We start from the raw sequence: 22,027 nt of genomic DNA, 5'->3' as shown, positions 1-22,027 counted from the left end.
CCTCCCTCTAATCCCTCAAGCTTCTCGGCCACGCCACCCAAGCCTCTGCTGCCGGCACAGCCTATGCGACCTTGACGCCGTATCAGCTCTGCCCCACTTGCAGCTCAAACCGGACGAGCGGTTCGCCGGCGCGCCAACCGGCTTGAAGTTGCGTCTCGAATTGGGAAGGCAGGTCAATCAAAGTCCGATATCTGGCCTTCGTATCCATTGGCCAGAATCAGTGGAACGTAGGCAACTCAACCGCCTAAGTGGCATGCGTCACAACGAAACATACGAAATGCGCTCGCCAATGGTTCGGCGCCCGACGGGTGCATCGCCGCCAGCGTATCGGACGTGACTGAATGTCGAGTGCCCATCGAGGGTCTGTACTTTGCAGCGAGAGAGATTTGCTCGAAGCGATAAAGACCGAGCAAGTTAATGGCCTTGCAAACCCGACGATAGGTCGTCCACGCGGCGATCGAGACTTTGATGTAGCAGGAGCTAACCGCGCACGGGCTCGCGTGGCCGAATGGTTAAGTCCGCGGGTCCCGCACGGAAAGCCTACCGGCGCGGGAGGTTTCGCAAGTTAGGAGCGTAACGATGCAAATCGCCGAAATCACCGCTCATCAAGGCATCGACGCGATGAGGAGATTTAGATCCAGCCTTCGGGAACAACATCACCGATCCGGAATGTGAATGCATTTCATCCAAACAATCGATTTCACCATCACGTGTTCTCGCAATCATATTGCCCCCCTGATGTCGTTGACAACTGCCAAAATTGTCGCGGCGATGAGCGAGGGTTCTACCATCCTATCGATGCGTTTGATTGATTGCGGTCGATGCCTCTGAGGCAAGGCCAGACTGGAGGTCCACCAGGATGCATGCGAGCCAGATGAGGCTGTCGAAAATGCGAGTCGAGCTGACATTGGATCGGATCAAGTGCGCGATTGGTTAGTACCGTTCTTCTTCGTCTATTCCGGCTGCAAACGCTTACACGAAAGCCGGACTGCTCAATTTCGCTCGACGTCATGTTCGAACATGACGTGCTGAGTGTTTTGGCATGACTTGGTAAGAGGTGATGACATGCGAACGCTACTGGTTGATCATGAGACGGCCCCAGCTCGCGTTGTACACGAAGCGCTCTCGGACTGCGGTTTTGCCGTTGACGTAACGTGCACGCTCGATGAGGCCGCCGCCGCCTTTGGTTGTGCCCGCTACGACATCCTTCTACTGGAGTTGCTTCTACCGGATGGAGACGGCTTGGAGTGGCTGAAGCAGTTGAGGCGCGACGGGTATTCGATGCCTGCCGTGATGATGAGCAGCCTTAACGAGCTCGGTAGGCGGATCGCGATTTTCAATGGCGGTGCGGACGACTTCCTGCCCAAGCCCGTGTCTACTGATGAACTCATCGCACGGATGCGCGCCACTCTGCGCCGATCAACGCAAATGACGGCCCCCGTCGTTACTTTTGGCAATCTAAGATTCGATCCGATCGGTCGGCAGGCCTCCGTTAATGGGCGGCCGCTGAAGATTGCGCGCCGCGAAGTGTGCATTCTTGAGCATCTGCTCAGCCGCGCAGGCCGCACCGTCGTGCGCGCGTCATTGGAGGATGGCCTCTATGCGTTTGACAACGAGGTTTCGACCAATGCGCTTGAGGTCGGAATCTATCGTTTACGCGGTCATTTGAGTCAGTCCGGCGCAACGCTACGGATCAAAACCGCGCGCGGGATCGGCTACGTCCTTGAATTAAAAGGCGCGGCGTCGGCCGCGTAGTCAATCGAACTTGAAAGAAAAGACTGTCTTGAACATCGTTTTTGATAAGCATGCGGGCGTCCGTCGCGTATCGATCGCTGTGAGCGCCCTTTTATCCGCCTCTCTTCCTTGTCTTTCGCATCTTTTATGCGTGGTCGTTCTGCTATCCCCGCTCGCTGCCGCAGCTCAGATCAAGCGGAATGATGGAGGGGGGCCGCCGCGTACGGCTCCTGACGGCATTAGCGGGACACTGACCCTTTCCTCTTCGCTCGGCAAGACCATTCATCTGCCCGCGCCAGCTGCGAGCATCTTTGTCGCCGATCCTACGATCGCGGACTATCAGGCACCGTCGAACAATACCATCTTCGTTTTTGGCAAAAAATCGGGACGAACCAGCTTGTTCGCATTGAACGAGAACGGGGAGGCTCTCGCTGAACTGCGTGTTGTCGTCACGCAGCCGATCGAGGATCTGCGTGCCACGCTGAAAGCACAGGTCGGCGACTACCCGATCCAGGTCAATTATACCCCGCGCGGCGCCATCCTTAGCGGTACGGCGCCCAATGCGGAGATCGTCGATAGCGCAGTGAAAGTGACCGAGCAGTTTCTCGGCGCCGGCGCGCTCGTCGTCAACAAGATCCAGGTGGCTGGGTCATTGCAGGTCAATCTGAGCGTGCGCGTGGCGGAGGTCTCCCGGAGCGCCATGAAGGAGCTCGGCGTCAACCTCTCCGCTTCCGGTCAAGCCGGCCCTTTCACTGTCGGCTTGGTCAGTGGCAGTGGCGGCGGTAACGGCGCGGCGCAGGGCGGCGGTACGGCAAGGATCGGAGTCAACACTGGCAATGTCAACGTCAGCGCTGTCCTCGATGCAATGGCCCACGAGCACCTCGCTTCCGTACTTGCTGAACCGAACCTCACCGCAATGTCCGGCGAATCCGCGAGCTTCCTGGCCGGCGGCGAATTTCCCATTCCGGTCCTGCAGGACAATCGCCAGGTCTCCGTCGAGTTTCGTCACTTCGGCGTCAGCCTGGAGTTCGTGCCGACCGTTCTCAGTAACAATCAGATCAACATCCGCGTGAAGCCAGAAGTCAGCGAACTATCGACACAAGGCGCTGTCTCCATTAACGGCATCTCCGTTCCGGCTCTCTCCACCCGGCGTGCCAACACGGTCGTCGAACTCGCCAGCGGCCAAAGCTTTGCAATCGGCGGGCTCATTCGGCGCAACTTCAGCACTGATATCACGACTTTTCCTTGGCTCGGCGACGTGCCGATTCTTGGTGCGCTGTTTCGCTCATCCTCATTTCAACAGGAGGAGACGGAACTCGTGATTATCGTCACGCCCTACGTCGTGCGGCCACGATCGAACACGAGGCCGATGAGTGCCCCCACCGACCGCATCGCACCGCCCTCAGACCTCGCGCGCAGTCTGACGAACACGATGGCAACTCGCCCGCCTGGTCGCGGTGCTCCCCCGACCAGCGTACCAAGCACGACACGGGGTGGCGGCCATATCATCGAATGAGGATCGACCAATGACATTTCGAATCGCGCGCCCCCTGATCGCTCTGACGGTAAGTCTAGGTGGCTGCACAAGCAGCGCGCCGATCTACCCCGAGCGGACTTCGCAAGCGATCATGGTTCAACAGGAGAAGAACGTCTTACTGTTACAGAGCCTTCGAGGGACTGAGCGACAGCGCCTACGGTATTTCATAGCCAGTACCAGTCGCGGTCGGCGTGACGCGCTCCATCTCGATATCACCGGCTCACCTCGGCTCGGAGCGCAGATAGCCAGTGAGGCCCGCGCAATGGGCGTCGACCCCTACAATATCCGCTTCTACGGCTCATCCATCGACCGGCGCGATGGCTCTGCCGCGCGAATCGAAGCGATTACGTATGAGGCACACCCTCCGGTCTGTCCGTCGATGTCGATCGTCGGCCCTTCAGTGAACGACAACTCCTTCGACCCGACGCTTGGCTGTTCGATCCGCAAGAATCTGGCCGGGATGGTCAACGATCCGCACGACTTGCTCGACAATCAGGCCGTTATGCCGAGTGATGGCAATCGTGCGGCCATTCCCGTTGCCACGTACAAAAACTTCGCGACAGGCAATAGCAGCAACTTGGGCACAGCTAATAGCAAGGTGTCATCAGATCCCACCTCAAGCGGAACCCAGGCCGCACAGCCGTCTCGGTAGTGATCAACGTCCCCACCCGTCATGCGGCGTCTTTCGTAACACGAACTAGACTTGGCCGGCGGCAAGGAGTGCTCTTGCGACAGATTCGAAATACTGCATAGGAATGGGGCTACCAAGCTTGGTCTTGTGGATAAGCTCGCGGACCAGGCCGTGGTCATCGACAATACTGAGACGAAGGGCTCGCGCCTCATCCGCGAGCCGTGAAGCCGCTTCGCCCTCACCGCGGCAAACCAGGACCGGCACGCCGGTTTCGCCACGGACGTAGCGCAGCCCGACCAGCATCTTTTGCCCAGTCAAGATCAATGTTGCGCGATGCAAGCCGAGCGGGGGCTCATTCGCCTGCTCCCGCCGGAGACGACGGTGTTCCCGTTTCAGCTCCGGATTACCTTGCTGCTCCTTGTGCTCGCGCTTCATCTCGCTCTCAGTCATGCGCATGTTGCGCAAAAACAACCAGCGCTGGAGGAGGAGATCGATCAATCCGACGATCAGAAACGCGCCGCAGGCAATTCCGATCAACAGTTTCACTTCTATGAAGAGGAAGTCGAAGCAGCCCATGCCACAAACCGGCAGATAGACCAGTGTCTTCCACGCGCCGACAACGACGAGGAAAAAGATCGCGCCGAGGCAGACGAGCTTGAACAAGCTCTTGCCAAGCTCGACGAGGGAACGCAAAGAAGCGATGCGCTTCAACCCTTTGATGGGATCAATGTTCTCGAACTTCGGCGTCATCGGCTCCGTGGAGAACACTGGTCCACCAGTGGCCAGGACTGCCGTCAGAATTGCGCAGATGACAACACTCCCAAGGAGCGGGCCAACAATTCGCAAGGCAAGTTCGGGCAAGACGCCGAGCGCCAGATCGACCGCAATATTGAACGGCTCATTCAGCAGCTTGTCTGTCAGCATGAGCGCTTCACGACACTTGCCCTGGATGGAACTCGCTTCCACCCAGAGATAGCCGAGACCGGCGCAAGCGCTGACCGCTTTGACGAGATCGGTACTGTGCGGAACCGTTCCTTTCTTGCGCGCATCTTTTAGCTTCTTGTCGCTGGCGGCGTGCGTTTTCTCTTCGCTCGTGTCGCTCATTTCAGTTGCCTTTCAAGCCTCTCCAGCTCGCGGCCCGACTGCGTGATTTCCGATTGCATGTATTCGATGAGATATACCGCGTAAGTAACCATAATGATCGCAAAGCCGATATTCTTGATCGTCAAAGTCAGATCCTTCGGGTTCAATTGCGGCGCAAAGCGCTCGAGCAATAGCGCTGATATGTCGACCAGCAACAGGAAAGCCACCACAGGCCCGGAGACCAGGAGGGTGGTACGTATGATGCTGTCGATCACGCCCCACAACTCCATTGTCCTCTGCGCGCTCAGCGTGGGTCCAAACTGATAAACCGGCCAGATCAGATAGCTGCCGTAAAGCCCGCTGATCATGGTTTGCAGCCCCCCTGATACGACGAAGATCGTGATCGCGGTGATACCGATAAACAGTCCCGTCGCCGAAGCCTGACTGCGCGTCGCGGGATCGGCGGGCGTGACCACGCTGCTGATGCCTCGTTGCGTGTCGATAATCTCGCCGACGGCCTGAAGGCTCCAGAGTGGAATGCTGAGCAGGGCCCCGATCATCAGTCCGACACACGCCTCCTTAAAACCGAGGAGTGTGATGTTGAGCAGACGTGTGTCCGGATCTAGCGCCTTCAGGCCATCGGCGACTTGCGCCAAGTATGGGAGTTCGATCGCAACCGCCAGGCAGCCGCGAATCAGCCGGCCGATCTGCGGACGCGTAAATACGGGAAGCACCAACATAATGCCCGCGGGGCGGGCCGCACCAAGGCCGGCAGCAACGACGAGTTCAATGGCCGCCTGGATCAGACTTTGAGTCTCGGCGGTTGACAAATCATACATGGCGACGGCTTCTGGTGGCTCTGCACAGTGATTTTGACGGGTTGCGTCCAGGGCAGTCAGATTGGCTCCAGGAGGATTTTGGGATCCATGAGGGCCTCGATGCTGCGAGCTGTCCTCGGCTGCCTTCTGATGACGCCAGCTCGTTCCAGCATCCTCCATTTGGTGAACCAAGGGGGCTGACGCAAAAATTGTATAGTCCTGCATCTCGCTTTCGGCCCGGGGGTCCCACGGGCAAGGAAGAAGCGCTGCTGGTGACAAACGCCTGCTCGAATCCTCCAAGCCGGCCGCTCCCGTTGGAACTGCTGGCAGGCAAGTAGTCAAACTGACCGCGCATGAGAGCCTGTCGTGCGAGACGGTGAGCCTCTGCCCAGTCGAGAACGAGTTCTCCAGCGCCGACCTATCGAGAGTAATTCCCCGCGGCCTATGTTGGGCTATCGGGTAGCATCCCGTCCAGCGCGGTGCGGATTTTTGTTGCTCTCGACGTCTCTATAGAAGCGCTATACTGGCGGGAGTCCCGTCTAACGGCAAAGGCTTCGAGGCGTTCGCTCAATGGCTCCGTTTTTGGGGCTCGCCTGCTAGTGCTCAAGTCTATTTCTTTAATGCGGGGTTGATGAGCTGCGACGTCTTCAATTGCTCCGCTGGAGTGCGAGTGCTTGTAAAACAATGCCGGAAGAAACCTCTCCCCGTGGAACAGGTTGATTTGGGCATACTCCAGCATGGCGTCGGGCGAAGGCATGTAGGCGCTGCGATCGCCACTATTGTCCGCTATCGTTCCATGCCGATAAAGGTTGTCATGCCACTGGTCGAAGGTTTGCGCATGCCTGTATGCGGCTAGCGCAAACTGCATACTAAACATTACGCAGTCTGCAGCAGACTTCTGGGCACCGACATCGATAAAGGCCCACTTCGGCTCCGTTCCAAGCCGTTGTATCGATTGCTGCCGCAGTCCAAGATAAAAAGTTATGAACGTATAAAGGTTGGCAGGCTCCATCACGATGATGGTCGGAGCTGCACCCGCGCGCATCCGAACATCGGCGGAAACGTGGTGCATTTCACCGTCCTTCAGTCGCACGACAGCGCGCCAGGCGCAATCTGAGGACCGGTGGACCAGCGCAGCGAGAAACTGGGCGGGCGAATCTATGTGCCTAAGGTTAAGGTCCGAGGAGCGCTGGTTATAGCTGGCCGCCAATTGATGAAAATTGTCAATGTCCAACGACAGGAGTTGGTCGTCAGGCTGTTTGTTGGTAGACAAATAGGAAGCGACCTGCTGACCGTATTCCATCAGGCCAGATGAAAGTTGCGCTTGCCTCGCACGCTGCAGCGTTTGGGAGAGCAATTGGAGCTTCTCGCCAATGCGTGGGGCCTCGTCAGCGCTCGATGTAGTCCCATCGTCGGTGGGACGAGATGACTCTGGCGACTGGCGTTGAATGGATCGAGACTGGCTTGGCCGTAAGGACCGGACGTGAGCGGCAAATTCGGTCTCCTGAACGTATTGATCGTGCTGAGAGGTGTCATGACTTCCGCTCAGCCGAGAGATGCAGCCGCCCATTTCTATCCTCATCTAACCTGCGAGAAACAAACTATTCCGAGCTGTTTGACGTAGCTCGGATGAATATCCGTTCGAGCTGTTGCATGATGCTCAAGGCAGTATCGCCACCGAGAGATCCAACATTGTCAAACTACGATGGTTAGCTTTCGAGAAGCTGACGGGGGCAGAAAGTAGCGGTTATTGCAGAAGTGACGCTCCCCTCGATTGGAGTTCATGCTTACTGATCGGCGAAGTGCGCCCGCCGATCAGACCCAAATCGGGGCAGATCGAGCACTACGACTGTGAGTACCGGCACAGGGCACCGCGAGCGTGTTCGTGATCTTGGACGTGAACAGCCTTTGGCACAGGGTGAAGGTCTCGTTCCACTACAGCCCCAAGCGCGCCAGCTGGATCTCATCGCTGAGAATGAGATCAGCGCTTCTGGTCCACAAATACCCTCGATCAACGCGTTGTGGGCGGCGACGACCAAGGTGACACGCTCTCATCCTGAGAGTTGCGCAATAGCGGAACGCGCCCCGGACAAAATAGATGTTCACAACCGAGAACGCCCGCGCCCAAAATGGCGCCGTATCTACCCAAAACCTACCGCCAAATCAGGCCGAGCTCAAAGTGTCAAAACCGCTGTGACGAGGTACTAGCTAGTAGCCGGTCGTGAGCGCGGGAAAGTCAGTGAAGATCTGCTTGGCTTGCTCGATAAGCGGGGCGCTCAGGACCGGAGAAAACAGACCGATAATCCCAACAATGACCAGAAGCTTCACGGTGAGTGGCAATGTCTGGTCCTGGATCTGCGTTGCCGCCTGGATGATGCCGATGACGGTTTCGGCGACCGCCGCTGCAATGAGTGGAGGCAGAACCCAGATCATGAAAAGCACCAGCGATCGGCTCATATGAGTGAGAATAGTGGTCTCATCCATGCTCAACCTCCAGGCGTTGTATAGCTCAGCACGAGCCCGTGCATGAGACGCGACCAGCCATCAATGGCCACGAATAGAAAGAGCTTGAAAGGAACAGATATCACTGTCGGAGACACCATTGACATGCCCAGGGCCATCAGAATGGTCGTTACGATCAGATCGATCGTGATAAAGGGAAGATAGAGTAGAAATCCGATTTCGAAGGCACGCTTGAGTTCTGAGATTAGAAAAGATGGGACAAGAATAGCAAAATCATCGGCTGTGGCTCTGCCGCGCATCTCCTCTGGCCAGACACGTTCGGTCGAGGACAGGAAAAAGTCTCGCTGTTCTTCATTGGTGAACTTCTTGAGATAGCCTCGCAGCGGCTCCTGCCCCTCCTTCGCAGCGGTTACAAAATCCTCAAGCGTCTGATAGCGCAGCTGCAGATCGGCGATTTTATTGTAGCTCTGCTCGAAGATGGGGGCGCTCGTGAAGGCGGTGAGGATCAATGCGGCGCCGTATAGAACGATGTTCGGAGGTATTGATTGGGTACCAAGTGCATTGCGAACGAGGAAGAGAACGACAGATACCTTTATGAACGCTGTGGTGGTGACCACCGCGAAGACCAGGAGGCCGAGCCCGGCCGTGATGACAAGAAGCGCCAGGATTGCTGGTTGAATGTCAGTCATTGCCCGCCAACCCGCCACGCAGTCTGATGCCGAGCTCGTCCCCAATACGGACGATGTCGCCACGTCCGATGCGCACCCCGTTTGCAAAGATATCGACCGGGCCGTCGACCGGCCGGCCAAGTTCGAACACATGTCCGTCGCCGATGCTTCTCAGTGCTCCCAGCGTGATCGGCCAGCGGCCGCATTCGAAGACAAGCGAGATCTCGATATCATCGAGATCGGCTTCCGAGGGCGGCTGCTCTGAACCGGGTTGTGTCGTCATATGCGCATACTCCAGAGGACGCGGTCGCGAATGAAATGGTCCGCACAGGATCAGGCGGTTGTCGGCGACATCTGCCGTGGTCCATAACCGGCCCGCAGTGAGGATGATCTGGCCACGAGCGACTGGCATGACCTCTGGCAACAAAGCATCGCCTGCTCTTGTCTTGCGAAGAAGTGAGGCTGAAGCGCGGAGCGCGCCGATCTCGCCTGCAACTATGATGGGTAGCTCTGTGGAAAGCTTGCGCATCTCTTGCGGCAACTTGGCGAGCAGCTCGCCTAAGGCGCGGAACGCCGGCGGCATCGGTCCGTCAAGAGGCGAGAAGAGAAACAGGCGACCTTTGCTCTTGACCGGGCCGTAGACGATGTCGAATTCGATATACGGCCCTTTCGTCTCGGCCTTTCCGACATGGAGAAGTCGCAGTTTCTGCTGTGTCTCAGTCTCCAGACCAGCGAGTAAAGGTTCGAGTGCAAGTTCGAGAACGAGCGAACGACTTGGCTCGGAAAATTGAGCTAGGCTACTGCCACTCTGTACTGTCGAGATCAACGCCTCGGCAAGCGCATATGGTATCGACAAGACGATCGCATCATCTCCGACGCCCCAAACGCAGTCGAGCATCGAGGTCGCCGAAGGCTCCTGGTGCCACACAAGTCGCCCCACGCGCACCGATAGCGGCTTATCGCCAAGGTTACTCCGCAACGACGTGCGGAGCCCCGCGATTGCATTGAGCCACGAGACGAGAGTATGGGTCAGAATCTGGGACGGCTTGTACTTGGCGTACTCGTCCGCACGACTTGCAGGAGCTGGGTCTACAGGACAGCACCTTTGCAGCCCGACAGGACTAGCTGTTGTCATCAAATTGCACTTTCCGCCGCCGCCCTGAGCAAGCCGCTCCCATAGCGAAGCAAGACTTCGTCATCGGCCTCCAGCTCAGCTGTTGCTTCCGAATGGGTATCGGCCGCACGCCGGACGTCGGTCTCGATTTGTCGCCATTTATGAGTCGCGGCGGAACGTTTGGCCCAGTGCGCCCGCTTCTCCGATGCCGCTGTCTCGGCCTGCTCTTGAGCGATACGCGCCTCTTCAAGCGCCTGGCGTTTCGACGTGATCTCGATTGCGAGCCTCTCAAAGGTGAGCTGGCAACGATCCAGTTCAACGACGGACAAGGTACCGAGCGATGTCAACTGCTGGTAAACCTCGGCCTCCGCCTGTGTGTGGTGCTGTTCGGCAATTGCAAGGTCCTGCCATGCGTGCTCCGCGGCCAAGGTCGCGATATGACGTTTTTCTTCCATATTGGACAACTCACTGCGAGCACTACGCTCACGCATATCCTTCACGCGCCGCAATCTCGAAGCGTGAATGCAACTCATTCGGTCAGACGGCACATCCATGTAACGGTTTCCTCAAAAGTGGACGCATCGTTTTCACCCTGGCGCAAAAACTCACGCAGATCATCGATCGAGGCGATAGCTCGGTCCGTGAGCAAATCGCTGCCTTGCTTGTATTCGCCGACCTTGATCAAGAATTCCGCCTCTGCATGGCGGGAGAGCAGATCGCGGAACAAGGATGCTGCCTGGCGATGCGGCGCAGATACGACGGCATCCATGATGCGGCTGCGGCTCGACAGCACATCGATGGCGGGGAAATGCCCCCGTGCCGCGAGAGATCGCGAGAGAACGATATGACCATCGAGAATGCCGCGCGTTTCCTCCGCGATTGGATCGCCCGCGCCGTCACCTTCTACAAGCACGGTATAGAAGGCGGTAATTGAGCCGTGCTCCCCCATGCCAGCGCGTTCCAGCAAACCTGGCAGCATGGCAAAGACGGAAGGAGGAAAGCCCCGGCGGGTCGGTGGCTCACCGGCAGCCAGACCGATTTCGCGCATGGCGCGGCTAAATCGCGTCAATGAATCCATCATCAGAACGACGCGCAGGCCTTGTTCGCGAAAATATTCGGCGAGCGCGGTTGCCGTATAAGCACATTGCGCCCGCTCCATCGCCGAGCGATCGGAGGTCTCAACGACGACGATTGAGCGGCGAAGCGCCGCCTCCCCAAGATGCCGCTCGATGAATTCACGCACTTCGCGTCCACGCTCGCCTATCAGCGCAACCACGGTGGCGTCAGCGGCCGCGCCTTTTACGATCTGCGACAATAACGTCGACTTGCCGCCTCCAGGCTCTCCATAAATGCCGATCCGCTGGCCCTCGCCGCATGTCAGAAGACCATCCATGGCGCGAACGCCGAGTGGCATTGGGCGCTCGATGATACGTCTCGTCATCGGGTTTGGCGCTTTGCCGCGCAGGGGGCGAGTTTCCGTGGCTTTGACTGCGCCCTTGCCATCGAGCGGACGGCCGAAGCTGTCGATCACCCGGCCAAGCAAATCGGGGCCGACAGGCACTTCGTGCATCCGTCCGGTGGCAACGACTTCTGCGCGGCTGGACATGCCTTGCAGGTCACCAATGGGCGTCAGCAACACGCCATCGTGCAACAGGCCGATCACCTCGGCCTCAAGCGAGGATCCGGTGCGCGGATCCTTAAGGACACAAAGCTCTCCAATACGAGCATCCGGCAGGACCGCATGGATGAGCGTGCCGATCGCCCGCGTGATCCGCCCGCGTACGGCACGGGTGTCCACATGCCCTGCTGTAGATCGCAGACGCGCCAGCGCCGCGTGCAGAGTCCCCTCTCCACCAGGGCCGGCATGGTTTGGTCCCGGCGCCGTCACTGTTCGCCTGCCTCATGATCTAACCCAAAGCCCGAGCGCAGAGCGCGGAGCTGCGCGTCAAGTCCGAGATTGATATTGCCAAACTCGCTCCACAGCACGCATTCGTGCGGAAGCAGCGCCGGATCCGGAACAATTCGGACCGCCGGCCGGCCTTCCCGACCGTCGCACGCAGCAAATTCGCGTGTAAGCGCATCTGCATCCGCGGGGGCTACATGAAGAGAAAGTTCCGCCCCTCCATATTTTTGCAAGATCGCGTGACGAACCGTCCTCACCAGCATCTCGCCGGGGTCGAACGCGCCCAATAGGTCGGTTACGATGTCCATCACGAGCGCCGATAATTCCTCCTCCAGAACGGCCTTTCGTCGTGCCAATTCCGAGGCAGCCTGAGCGATCAGTTGTGCCATTTCCTCGGTGCCGGCCTTCACCCCCTCGGCATGACCGCGCGCTCGCTCCTTCTGATAAGCTCTGCGCGCCCAGGTGCGAACCCGCGCTAGATGCCGCTCTGCTGCGGCACACGCCTCGACGGCGTTCTGCCAGATCTTAAGATCGCTTGCCGCTACCAGTGGCCCAAGCGGGCGGATGTGCGGCGTGTTGGGCGGCGCGGAGTCGTCGGCCGTCATCCTGCTGGGGCCTCCGTCGCCAATTGGGCCAATACCAGGGAAAACAATCGGCCTGCGGCATCGCGGTGTTCAGTGGCAGGATTGTCCGCAGCCGTTCCGACAGCCAGGCGTAGAAGCACGCGGCGGCGATCAAGCGCTGAAACTTCATCGAGCCAAGCGCCGAGACAGGCATGTCCATCGTCCTCAATCTCTTGCGCAAGTTGTTGTGGATCGGCAACAACTCTGGTCGAAACCGCATGCGCTGCATGTCGGATTCCGAAAGCCTGCACCTCGGTGCCGATGCACCCGATCAGAATACTGACATCGTGCTTTGAAATCAGCCTTGTCAGCGAACCGGCATGCCAGATACCGCCAGCGAGCCGAGCAGCCCTGCTCGGATCACGTCCGGAGAGAAGGTCTGGCCCGAAGTCACTTCCGTTCAAGTCGATTTCATTGTCGAGCAGCAACCCTGACAATCTTATTTGCAGCCTGGGACTCTTCTGCAGCCGTTGCAACGTCGCAGCCGAGAGGTTCGCGTCAAGACGCGCGGCAAGGCGGGTCGGATGAATCGAGGCGGCAAGCTCGCGAACACCGACAGAGGGCAATTTGAGCGGACGATGCCGCTCGGCGGATGGCTTTTGTCTCGCCATATCGGAAACCACACTACGCCGCATTAGGGTTGATCGCTTTGCGCACGGCCTCGATGGCGGACATACCCGAACGCCCGCCACCCGTGCCCACCTTGTGGGCTGATTGCCTGCGCTGCCGCATACGAGCGCTCAGCAAGACGTAGGATAGGACGCCGAATACAGAGCCGCCGAGACCCATGCCGACCGCAAGCAATGGCGTTGAAATCAATCCTGATGCTTGAGCGAAACCGGCTGCAGGCGCCGGCCGCGGTTCCAGTGTAGGCCGTTCGACCGACACGAAAACCACAGCCACCTTGTCATAGGATAAGCCCTCGATGCTGTTGGCGACGAGCATCTTGATCTGCGGCAGCAGAATTGAGAGATTTGCCCTCGAGTCATGCCGGATGAAAACCGACGCCGAAGATGGCGTGGTGTCACGTCGTAACAGCTCATTCTTCGGCAGAACAACATGGACGCGTGCTGAGAGGACACCATCGATGTCGCTGATCGTGCGCGACAATTCTTCGCTCAGCGCATAGACGTAACGGGCGCGTTCCTCGGTCGGCGAAGCAATCAGCCCCCCCGCGTTGAACACTTCGCCGAGACTCTTGAAAGCATGGTGCGGCAACCCTTCTGCATTCAGCAGGTCGATTGAGGAGGCAATCTGATTCTGCTCGACCTGGATCGTGCTGGTCCCGTCCTTAGCAGCAACGCGGACCGCATCGACCCCGTTCTTGAGGAGGACCGCAAGCATCTCGTTCGCCTCACGCTCTTGCACTTTGGTGTAGAGATCGGCTTTGCAACCGACAAGGAGAAGCAGGAGCGGCAGCAGGGCCACAACGTGAAATCGCTTGTTGGATGGACGAGCCTGGCCGCTTTGGCGACAACAGATTGAACCAATCATTCGCCCCACTCAGCCAGCCGACATCAGCTTGTTCAGAGATGAACCGAGGCTGCCGATACCATTTGAAATGAGCGTCACCTGAATGACGCCGTCAGAAACATCCTTCAGATTCGCCATCATCGCTTCGAAATCACCTGGGCCATGGGCGGCGACCGGCTCGCGTGTTTCCGCAGCGCCCGGTTTCAGCAAAAGGGGCTCCGACGTCGGCCCAGGCTCCGCACCCTTTGGAACTGCGTTGACCCGATACATCGACGAAAGATTTTGGAGGATGCGATCGCCGAGCGGGCTCGCCTGCGTTGTTGTACGTGATACCTCGGATGTCGGCGGAACGGGCGCCACTTCTGTCACTGGAGGCCCTGCCACTGACGGCGCAGTGTCCTGAACTGAAGCCGCCTGCAAAAGACTCTGTTGAAACTGGGCCTGCTGGTCGACCGCTGTTGCCGAACAGGTCTTGGACAAGCCTTCTGTTAGAGTGTGAGACATCGGCGCAGCGCCTAACATCATCATGGAAAGACCTCGCTTTCTTCGACCTCGCTCTCTTCGAGATGTGATACGACCAGCCGCTCAAGCCCATTAACGGTTCAACGTTCTAGAGAGGCCAGCTGACGAAAAGCTGACGAGTTCGCCCGTTCATGGTCATCTAAAGATCACGTTTCGCGTTCACCTTTACGCAACGTTACTCCTGTTGGTTTAGGTCAAAGAGAACCGTGAATGCTCATTCGATTCATTATCCGTTACGTTTTGAACGGAGTCCTCTGTTTCGGCGTTTTCGTTTCCACCGGAGTACAGATGGCGCTCGGCGCTTCCCTGTCGCTACCCTCGACCCCTTATCGCTATACGGTTCTGGATCAGGAGCTTTCTGCGGCGCTGCAGGAATTCGGCAACAACCTCAATATCAGAGTCACCGTCAGCGCCGAGGTGAAGGGACGAATTCGCGGGCACATGCCGGATCTGCCACCGCGCGAATTCCTCGATCATCTGACGCAGCTCTACAATCTTCAATGGTATTACGATGGGCTCATGCTCTACGTGTCTACCGCAAAGGAAGCGCAAACTCGTCTGCTTCTTCTAACTTCAATCAGCTTCGACGCGCTCAAGGCGACCCTGGATACGCTCAACATTTCTGACGAGCGCTACATCTTGAGACCGGCACCGGGAAATGGCCTCGTCCTTGTCTCCGGTCCGCCACGCTTCATCGCACTCGTGGAACAGACGCTCAATGGTCTTGTGGCGGAGGCGCAGGCGCGACCACCCTCCGCCCAGATGCCGTCGCGGGACTCTGTGCTGATGCTATATCGCGGGTCCTCAGCGACAGTTGTTCGAGATGGGCGAACTGAAAGCCCCTCTTCTTCAGATACCCCACGCCAGGACGGCGCCTTGCCCGCGCACACGGCGGGTCAAAGATGATATTGAGGCGCGCTTGTTGCCGAAATCCTGTCAGCTGCCCCCTCAATGAGTCCGCTACGCTGAGTTGTGCAGGGAGCAAGGACCGATCGTCCCGGTCAGACACCGTACAAGGATGGCAAGGCGTTGCGTCTCGTAAACCGGCTCTAGACCGGCGAATTGCCGCTGCGCCACCTTGTCTTCCAGTATCGGGATGGCCGGTCGCCGTTCGGTAACCATCCGCCGAGGCTGAAGTGCCGTTGCACCCGCGGCGCGATGCTCCAGCGGGATCTGGTCCAAGCCACGAGATTAATCAGGATCAGCCTTGCAAGTTCGCCGGGACGTTCGTCGCCTCATGCCGTCGGCGCCGGCCGACCCCTTGCGCCCTTTGGATGACAGGCCTTGCTGCAACCACTCACAATCCATGAGGTGATGCAGTGAGATTGGCACCTTAAGAATTTTCTCATCGCCAAATCAGTTATTTTCGATGAGGATCGTCATACGTCACCGGAACAGCGGGCTCGACCAATATCTCCCCTCGGCCGACCGCACTCAAGCCTCCAAAGTCGCGTGAGACAAGCAGAAGCGGAATTTCGCGGGATCCTAGAGGACGAGAACCGAACGAAAGGCATCCTATTGCCGCATGACCGACAGACACCACGCGAAACGGGCCAATGATGTGACCTGCGCGAACACGTAAGGTAAGGATGATCGCGCAGGCGCCGGTTTGGCTAGCGACGCCTGCACGTTCTGCTCAAGCGGAAGAGTTATCTGATCTCTTCTACCGAAAAAAGAGGCCCATGCCCCGCCGCCATGGTGGGTAAAATCGGGCGACGGCAACCGAGCGCCGAATGGTGCCGATACCGTCGAACGACCGCTTAACAAGCCGCCTTCAACGAGCAACCGACAAGTTTGACGGTCCGGTCCTCTCCATCGCGCCTGGTCTACCAGGAATCCTACAGCGATCCCTACATAAAGTCATACTCATCCTCGGACTGGACGCGCGGTGTTTCACTCTGGCTATCACTGTCCTCAGCTTTGGATAAGTATAGACCCGGTTTGTCCGCCCGCTGCCATTCACCGTCCCGATTTTTGGTCCACTTTTCGGGGTACTGGGTGGGATCAAGCACCATGTTATCGTCATCCACATCCACAAAGCCCAACTGCTGCGAACGCGCTCTCGCTTCTTGATTAGCAGGACGAGAATGGAGCAACGCGTTATCGCCGTCGAGCCGAAGCTGATGTTCCAGCAGGATATCGCCCGCGTTATCGACGAGCGGATGAACAATTTGAAGATCTACGGTGGACGTGACTTCGTGTCGTCCGGGGAACGATTCCCGCCACTGTTCTCCTTCGAACACGTCGCCGCCCATCGCAAATCCACCTTCTGTTCTTAGAAGACCGACACTTTTGTTGCCGAGCTGATAGCTGAAATAGCGCGCATTCGCGGTATCGTATTGCGTGGTTCCGTATTTCTTAGCGAGCTTTTTTGTGCGCTTGGCCTTGTCGGATATGTGAGGCGAGTACTCTTGTGGGTTCGCGGCAATATGCTTGATCTCATCGCCATGGTAAGCCTTTGCCAGTTCAGCAAATGAGCGCTTTGAGAGCTCCACGACAGGGGGGTGGTCGACCAGGGAGTACGCCCGCGACGAAGACGAACCAGCGTGTGAGTTCGATTCCAAGTGCACGTTTTCAAGGGCTTGCGAGAAGCTGTGGCTATCTGCCCAATATCTCGCCTCATCAGCGTGGCTATCGTTGCTGAACTGGCTGGGTGAGCCATGGATTCGGCCATACATGGAATTTGTCTCGTGTGGGTGAAGTTGCGTGGCAGCGCGTTCAGGCTGCTCAGGTGGGGCGGACGTTCATAGTCGCCCCAGCTGACGCCAATCTGACTGTTAGGTGAGAATCTGCATCGGCTTCTACGTGGCGGACATTCGACCACGGCGATGAACGCGGCTCGCGTGTCATGGGTTGCAGGACAGGGTTCGCGGTGCTGGATAATCGAGCTTCCTCGTTATGGAGGAGACGAACTCGGCAAGCCACCGCGCCTGATGCTTATACTCGTATCTAAGCCCTTGGCCCGCTCGCGTGCAGATCGCGGAAAGATCATTGGACGCTTCCGAGGCGCGGCAAGGCTCAATGTGCGGTGTCTTTGGATTTTCCACCTTCAATAAAGATGCGCTTAGGTCATGGCTCTCGCGCGTGGTGAGTCATTGGCCGATTTCCAACAAGATCGCGCCGGATCGGAGAAGCTCGATAGCGAGACCGTGTCGGAGGATATGGGCATGCAGAGGCGGACGTAAGCCTTACGTTCAGTGGACGACGCGGGCAACTCCATTGCGATTTCCCAACATGAACGTTGCCGGCGCGCACAAGCGCTGACGTTCTTGAGAGAGGCTATAGAAGTCGGCTTCTCGAAATGCCGCCACGGTCCGGGAAAGGTATGTCGAGCTGCAGCGCGGGCAGTTAAGCGGTGACGGTCCGGCGGAGACCCCAAAGGACAGTAGCTATCATTCTGATTCCTCGTCAGCTTCTCGAAAGCTAAGCCTCTTAGCGAGAAGGTGTCGATCTGGGTCCCGCGTTAACTGTTCGGATCTGCCAAGGAGAATGGGATGGATCCGCTCAACAATGTCAACCCGTTCGAGGCCCCGGATTTCGCCGGGACGCACCACGACGAGCTGCAACAGTCTCGAGTGGACCAAACGGGGTTTCAGCAGCACCTGAACGAGTTGCACCTGCGCGAGCGCCCGCCCCGCAATCCAAATCGTCGCGGCGAGCATCCTTATGTTGTGTCGAACCGAGATGCGGACTGGCTAGACCACGTCGGGGAAGGCACCTCACGGTTGCCCTCGAATCCGCCCGCCTCCTCTGAACAGGGGGGCAATCAGCATGTGATTTTTGCGGCCGCCCATCGCGGCGGCCAGTTGCCAGCCAGCAGTTTCAGTCTGACGGACGATTGGCACGGCATGGATTCAGCTGTCCACTGGCCGATGCATAGTGTCGATCAGGAGGAGTATTCGTGGGCGGAGGCCGATGATGAGTGGCCAACGACCCCCACAGCTCCTTGGGACCATCATCTCGAGGCACCGAGCCTCGACCGACAGCCTCGGTCGGGCGATGGCAATACTTCAGAAGAAGGACACTGGCTCACCCCGGCAGCGGCGCAGCGGGTCGAAGCCTTGAGCGTCGGGCGGGCTTCTCCCGCCGGCGCAACCGGCGAACCGAAGAACGTTGAAAACCCCATCCTCCGGCAATCGCAACTTGACGATATCCTGAACAGTTGGGCTGGCGAGGAGGGGCAGACAGAAGACGAGGACCGGCAAGAAGCGGTCAGACGAATCCAAGCATGGGGAGAGGCTGGCGACGTCTATGCACGGTTGGAGCTGTCATACCTGCGCCTGACGACCTTGCCCGCCGCCTTCCCTTCCGATCTGCGGATGCTCAACGTCAGCGACAACGAGTTGATGCACCTGCCCGACACCCTTCCGACCGAACTCCGCACGCTCGAGGTCGGCAACAATCGTCTGATCAGTCTGCCTGACATCCTGCCGGCGGCCCTTCAGTCACTCGCCATCGCTGGCAACCAGCTGACCAGTCTGCCCGTAACACTTCCGGAGGGCCTTCAGACACTCGCCGTCGGCAGCAACCACCTGACCAGCCTACCAGAAATCCTGCCGGCGGAGCTCCAGGACCTCGATGTCCGCGGCAATCGGCTGACCAGCCTGCCTGAGACCCTCCCGGCTGGACTTCAGTTACTTGCCGTCGGCGGCAACCGGCTGATGAGCCTGCCTGATACCCTCCCGGTCGAACTTCAAGAGCTCGAAGCCGACGGCAACCGGCTGACCAACCTGCCCGAGAGCCTCCCCTCTGAGCTCCAATTGCTTTTCGTCCGCGACAACCAGCTGACTAGCCTGCCCGAGACCCTCCCGCCTGAGCTCCAGAGGCTTCATGCCAGCGGCAACCGGCTGACCAGTCTGCCCGAGACCCTCCCGGCCGAGCTCCAGGTGCTCGAGGCGCGCGACAACCGGCTGGCCAGCCTGCCGGAGTCCCTGCTAACGCAGCTGGGTTCTGGGTGTATGGCTTATCTGGAGAATAATCCGCTATCCGAGCGGGTGCGGACGAATCTGGCAGCAGCCCTGAATGCGCCAGGTTATGTCGGTCCTCGGGTCTTCTTTTCGATGGACGAGGCAATCGCGGAAACTCAGGCGCGGCCGCTGCCCGAAGTGGTGGCGGACTGGCTCGACGAGGCGCCGGAGTCATTGGCCGCCTGGCAGAACTTCGCCGAGGAGGCGGGTGCTCCCGAATACGCGCGCTTTCTCGACAGGCTGCGGGACACCGTGAATTCTGGCAATCCCCGGTTCCGGCAGGCCGTGATCGAAGATCTGCAGCAGGCGGCGATGAGGCCGCAATTACGCCAGCACTACTTTCAGCTGGCCTTCGGGGCGAGCGAGAGCTGCGAGGATCGCATCACTTTGACCTGGAACGGCATGCAGAGCGCACGTCTGAGCGCTGACGTCGAGGGCGGCGCCTATGACCATCGGCTCGGTGATCTCGTCGAACAAGGCCGCATTCTGTTCCGCCTGGGCGCGCTCGAGGGAATCGCCCGGGAGAAGGTCAACTCGCTCCGCTTTGTCGACGAGATCGAGGTCTATCTCGCCTATCAGGTCAAGCTGCGCGAGAAGCTGGAGCTACAGCACATCGCGCCGGACATGCGCTTCTTCGGCGTCTCATGGGTTACCGACTACGATCTCAGCACGGCCGAGACGCGGGTGCGCGAGGAGGAGGCGACGGGGTTCGCCGACTATCTGGCAACCCGGTGGCAGCCCTGGGAGACGGTGGTGAGCCGGATCGCCCCCGAAGCCCATGCACAGATGCAGGATCGGCTCGTCGAGGCAATGGGCGAGGAGTTCGACAGCCGCCTCCAGCAACGGCTTGCCGATCATGACCTGATCGGCAACAGAGATGCCGAGCGGCAGTTCGGAGCGCAGATCCGTGACGAGATCGCCCGCGAGATCAAGGGCGCGCTGACGCGTCAGGTGCTCGCGGACCACGGGCTTGAGCTGTGAAGCAGCCGTCCAGTTGCAAGGGGCTGTCCATGCTGTTTTGCCGATTGGACCGCCATGAAGGCTCTCAGGATGTCGTGGCCGCCATGTGCGGCCCCCTTGTCATGACCGCGGATCTCCGCCCTGCGCAAATGGAGTGGACCCGCATCGAACCTGCCATGGTCGGCGGAGACGTGATGTCGGCCATGCCTGCGGGCTTCCTTCGCCGGCAGGAAGCTTGGATCAGAACCGGCCTGATCGGGGAATCCAAAACGCTTCTGGTCGCAAATCCGCTCTACTGCGTGCGCCCGAGCAACAGTCCCTCGCCAGGCACCGCAGTGTCAGATTGGCGGAGCAATGCCGCAGCGAGCAAGGCCGAGGCCCGGCAATATCAGCGTGACCCCGTAGCCGAATCTCGCCGCGATAAATCCACTCGCTGCGAAGCCCACCAACGCGAACGCCGACATCACCGAAGTCAGGAACGCGACATCTGTGCCCGCGTTGCCCGGCCAGCCGAGCCCGAGAAACCAGTTCGTGAATGTAATATGCTGGACTGCGAGTGCCGCGAACACGATCCAAACGCTCGCGACGGCGCTCACACGAACGTCAACATAGCGATCAATAATCGCAAGCGCCCAAAACCGATAGCCAGGACTGCACAGCCCCAGATCAATCATCGTTGCGGCGTCATTCGCGCGAGGATCGCGCTGGCGCCTTATTGTGTTGTCATGCATCGTTGCTCGATCTGGCGAATCTGCAGCCTTAGCCGACGTCGTCAAGGCTGTCGCCCTCGACCATGAAATGATGAAGGGCCTTCTTTCCCGAGCCGGCTATTGCAAAGCTATGATATGCGAACATTGACGTGGGACAGGTACAGTCCATACGACCTCAAGCCGACGTCCCGCACCTTGACGCCCAGCAAGTCGCGATGCCAGCAATGCTTCGACGTCCTCGACAGTGAGCACCACATGGCCCCATCACAAGCGTGCCGGTAGGAACGCCCTCTCTGGGTCGCTCGGATTTCAACGGCTCGGACGCGAGCTCAGAGTTGCAAAACACTTGCCGGCGAGACGCTAAACGGATCGGTTTTTCGACATGGCGTTAGTCATCGAGCACAGGTGACGGAGGCGACCGGCGTGGATGGTGCCTCGCACAGACTTGGCGAAAAAAAATCTTGGCGAAAAAGACTTGGTGAAAAAGACTTGGCGAAAAGCACTTGCGTGTGCAGTGCGGTCGCGTATTATTGCAGTGCGGTAGCGTCTCGCGCTGCCGCTGCCCTCCTTGGGCGTTTCCTCCCTAGACTTGGGCCGCTTGTCAATCAAGCGGCCCTTTTTTCTTGCCCATCAGTCAGAGCATTGAGCTCGCGTGTGCCCGATTCAGCATTCGCGTTTGATGCGGAACGATATAGACCGCGATCTTGAACGCCAGGTTGCCTAAGTTTGGCACGCTCTGCGAGCAGCTCCTGTAGCTCGTCGGGCATGGAGCTTTGGGATCCCGTAAGGATTCGTTCCAATGCGGATTGACACGCCACTCG

Annotated in this window: 19 protein-coding genes; 5 read left to right on the top strand and 14 right to left on the bottom strand. The window is 58.7% G+C overall.

The window, feature by feature from the left end; genetic code table 11:
- Positions 1-1,065: 1,065 nt before the first annotated feature.
- Genes ACV1FX_RS21455 through ACV1FX_RS21445 form a run of 3 tightly spaced genes read left to right on the top strand, consistent with a single transcriptional unit; the run spans position 1,066 to position 3,923 of the window.
- Positions 1,066-1,755 carry a response regulator gene (locus ACV1FX_RS21455; RefSeq protein WP_254103315.1) on the top strand — a complete coding sequence of 230 codons (690 nt, stop codon included), beginning with the start codon at positions 1,066-1,068 and terminating at the stop codon, positions 1,753-1,755.
- 28 nt (positions 1,756-1,783) lie between these two features.
- Entirely contained in the window at positions 1,784-3,250 is a 1,467-nt protein-coding gene (locus ACV1FX_RS21450) for a type II and III secretion system protein family protein (RefSeq protein WP_473119538.1), read from the top strand.
- 10 nt (positions 3,251-3,260) lie between these two features.
- Positions 3,261-3,923: a CpaD family pilus assembly lipoprotein gene (locus ACV1FX_RS21445; protein WP_473119537.1), complete on the top strand. Its 663-nt coding sequence runs from the start codon at positions 3,261-3,263 to the stop codon at positions 3,921-3,923.
- A 45-nt stretch (positions 3,924-3,968) separates the two neighbouring features.
- Here ACV1FX_RS21445 and ACV1FX_RS21440 read toward each other — a convergent pair whose 3' ends face one another.
- The 12 genes from ACV1FX_RS21440 to ACV1FX_RS21385 form a co-directional block, all read right to left on the bottom strand.
- Positions 3,969-5,006 carry an EscU/YscU/HrcU family type III secretion system export apparatus switch protein gene (locus ACV1FX_RS21440; RefSeq protein ID WP_473119536.1) on the bottom strand — a complete coding sequence of 346 codons (1,038 nt, stop codon included), beginning with the start codon at positions 5,004-5,006 and terminating at the stop codon, positions 3,969-3,971.
- The gene (gene sctT / locus ACV1FX_RS21435; protein WP_473119551.1) at positions 5,003-5,824 is read right to left on the bottom strand and encodes a type III secretion system export apparatus subunit SctT; all 822 of its coding nucleotides are present in this window, start codon (positions 5,822-5,824) and stop codon (positions 5,003-5,005) included. The genes ACV1FX_RS21440 and sctT overlap by 4 nt, the downstream gene beginning before the upstream one ends.
- 421 nt (positions 5,825-6,245) lie before the next feature.
- A complete protein-coding gene (locus ACV1FX_RS21430; protein ID WP_473119535.1) occupies positions 6,246-7,160 on the bottom strand; it encodes a YopJ family acetyltransferase in 915 nt (304 codons plus the stop codon).
- Between the two features lie 851 nt (positions 7,161-8,011).
- Entirely contained in the window at positions 8,012-8,287 is a 276-nt protein-coding gene (locus tag ACV1FX_RS21425; protein WP_027522073.1) for an EscS/YscS/HrcS family type III secretion system export apparatus protein, read from the bottom strand.
- Between the two features lie 2 nt (positions 8,288-8,289).
- Positions 8,290-8,955 carry a type III secretion system export apparatus subunit SctR gene (gene sctR / locus ACV1FX_RS21420; RefSeq protein WP_473119534.1) on the bottom strand — a complete coding sequence of 222 codons (666 nt, stop codon included), beginning with the start codon at positions 8,953-8,955 and terminating at the stop codon, positions 8,290-8,292.
- Positions 8,948-9,832, bottom strand: coding sequence for a type III secretion system cytoplasmic ring protein SctQ (sctQ, locus tag ACV1FX_RS21415; protein ID WP_473119533.1), 885 nt, complete (start codon positions 9,830-9,832; stop codon positions 8,948-8,950). Before sctQ ends, sctR begins: the two co-directional genes overlap by 8 nt.
- Before the next feature lie 236 nt (positions 9,833-10,068).
- Entirely contained in the window at positions 10,069-10,602 is a 534-nt protein-coding gene (locus ACV1FX_RS21410; protein ID WP_473119532.1) for a hypothetical protein, read from the bottom strand.
- Entirely contained in the window at positions 10,578-11,846 is a 1,269-nt protein-coding gene (gene sctN / locus ACV1FX_RS21405) for a type III secretion system ATPase SctN (protein ID WP_473119531.1), read from the bottom strand. The genes ACV1FX_RS21410 and sctN overlap by 25 nt, the downstream gene beginning before the upstream one ends.
- An 86-nt stretch (positions 11,847-11,932) precedes the next feature.
- Positions 11,933-12,556 carry a type III secretion system stator protein SctL gene (gene sctL, locus ACV1FX_RS21400; protein ID WP_473119530.1) on the bottom strand — a complete coding sequence of 208 codons (624 nt, stop codon included), beginning with the start codon at positions 12,554-12,556 and terminating at the stop codon, positions 11,933-11,935.
- The gene (locus ACV1FX_RS21395) at positions 12,553-13,185 is read right to left on the bottom strand and encodes a nodulation protein NolU (protein ID WP_473119529.1); all 633 of its coding nucleotides are present in this window, start codon (positions 13,183-13,185) and stop codon (positions 12,553-12,555) included. The genes sctL and ACV1FX_RS21395 overlap by 4 nt, the downstream gene beginning before the upstream one ends.
- Before the next feature lie 13 nt (positions 13,186-13,198).
- Positions 13,199-14,068 carry a type III secretion system inner membrane ring lipoprotein SctJ gene (sctJ, locus tag ACV1FX_RS21390; RefSeq protein WP_473119528.1) on the bottom strand — a complete coding sequence of 290 codons (870 nt, stop codon included), beginning with the start codon at positions 14,066-14,068 and terminating at the stop codon, positions 13,199-13,201.
- Positions 14,069-14,077: 9 nt separating this feature from the next.
- On the bottom strand, positions 14,078-14,575 hold the full coding sequence (locus ACV1FX_RS21385) for a nodulation protein NolB (protein WP_473119527.1): 498 nt from the start codon (positions 14,573-14,575) through the stop codon (positions 14,078-14,080).
- Between the two features lie 204 nt (positions 14,576-14,779).
- Here ACV1FX_RS21385 and ACV1FX_RS21380 point away from each other — a divergent pair, with 204 nt between their 5' ends.
- Entirely contained in the window at positions 14,780-15,475 is a 696-nt protein-coding gene (locus tag ACV1FX_RS21380) for a secretin N-terminal domain-containing protein (RefSeq protein ID WP_473119526.1), read from the top strand.
- 944 nt (positions 15,476-16,419) lie between these two features.
- Here the strand turns inward: ACV1FX_RS21380 and ACV1FX_RS21375 are convergent.
- Positions 16,420-17,247: an Effector protein NopP gene (locus ACV1FX_RS21375; RefSeq protein WP_473119525.1), complete on the bottom strand. Its 828-nt coding sequence runs from the start codon at positions 17,245-17,247 to the stop codon at positions 16,420-16,422.
- 816 nt (positions 17,248-18,063) lie between these two features.
- On the opposite strand from ACV1FX_RS21375, the gene ACV1FX_RS21370 reads away from it, so the two are divergent.
- A complete protein-coding gene (locus tag ACV1FX_RS21370) occupies positions 18,064-20,517 on the top strand; it encodes an NEL-type E3 ubiquitin ligase domain-containing protein (protein WP_473119524.1) in 2,454 nt (817 codons plus the stop codon).
- 317 nt (positions 20,518-20,834) lie between these two features.
- Here ACV1FX_RS21370 and ACV1FX_RS21365 read toward each other — a convergent pair whose 3' ends face one another.
- On the bottom strand, positions 20,835-21,227 hold the full coding sequence (locus tag ACV1FX_RS21365; RefSeq protein ID WP_473119523.1) for a hypothetical protein: 393 nt from the start codon (positions 21,225-21,227) through the stop codon (positions 20,835-20,837).
- Positions 21,228-22,027 lie beyond the last annotated feature (800 nt).

The sequence above is a fragment of the Bradyrhizobium ingae genome (assembly GCF_055791185.1).
Note: the sequence above shows the minus strand (reverse complement) of the source record. Positions and strands in the feature narration are given on the sequence as shown.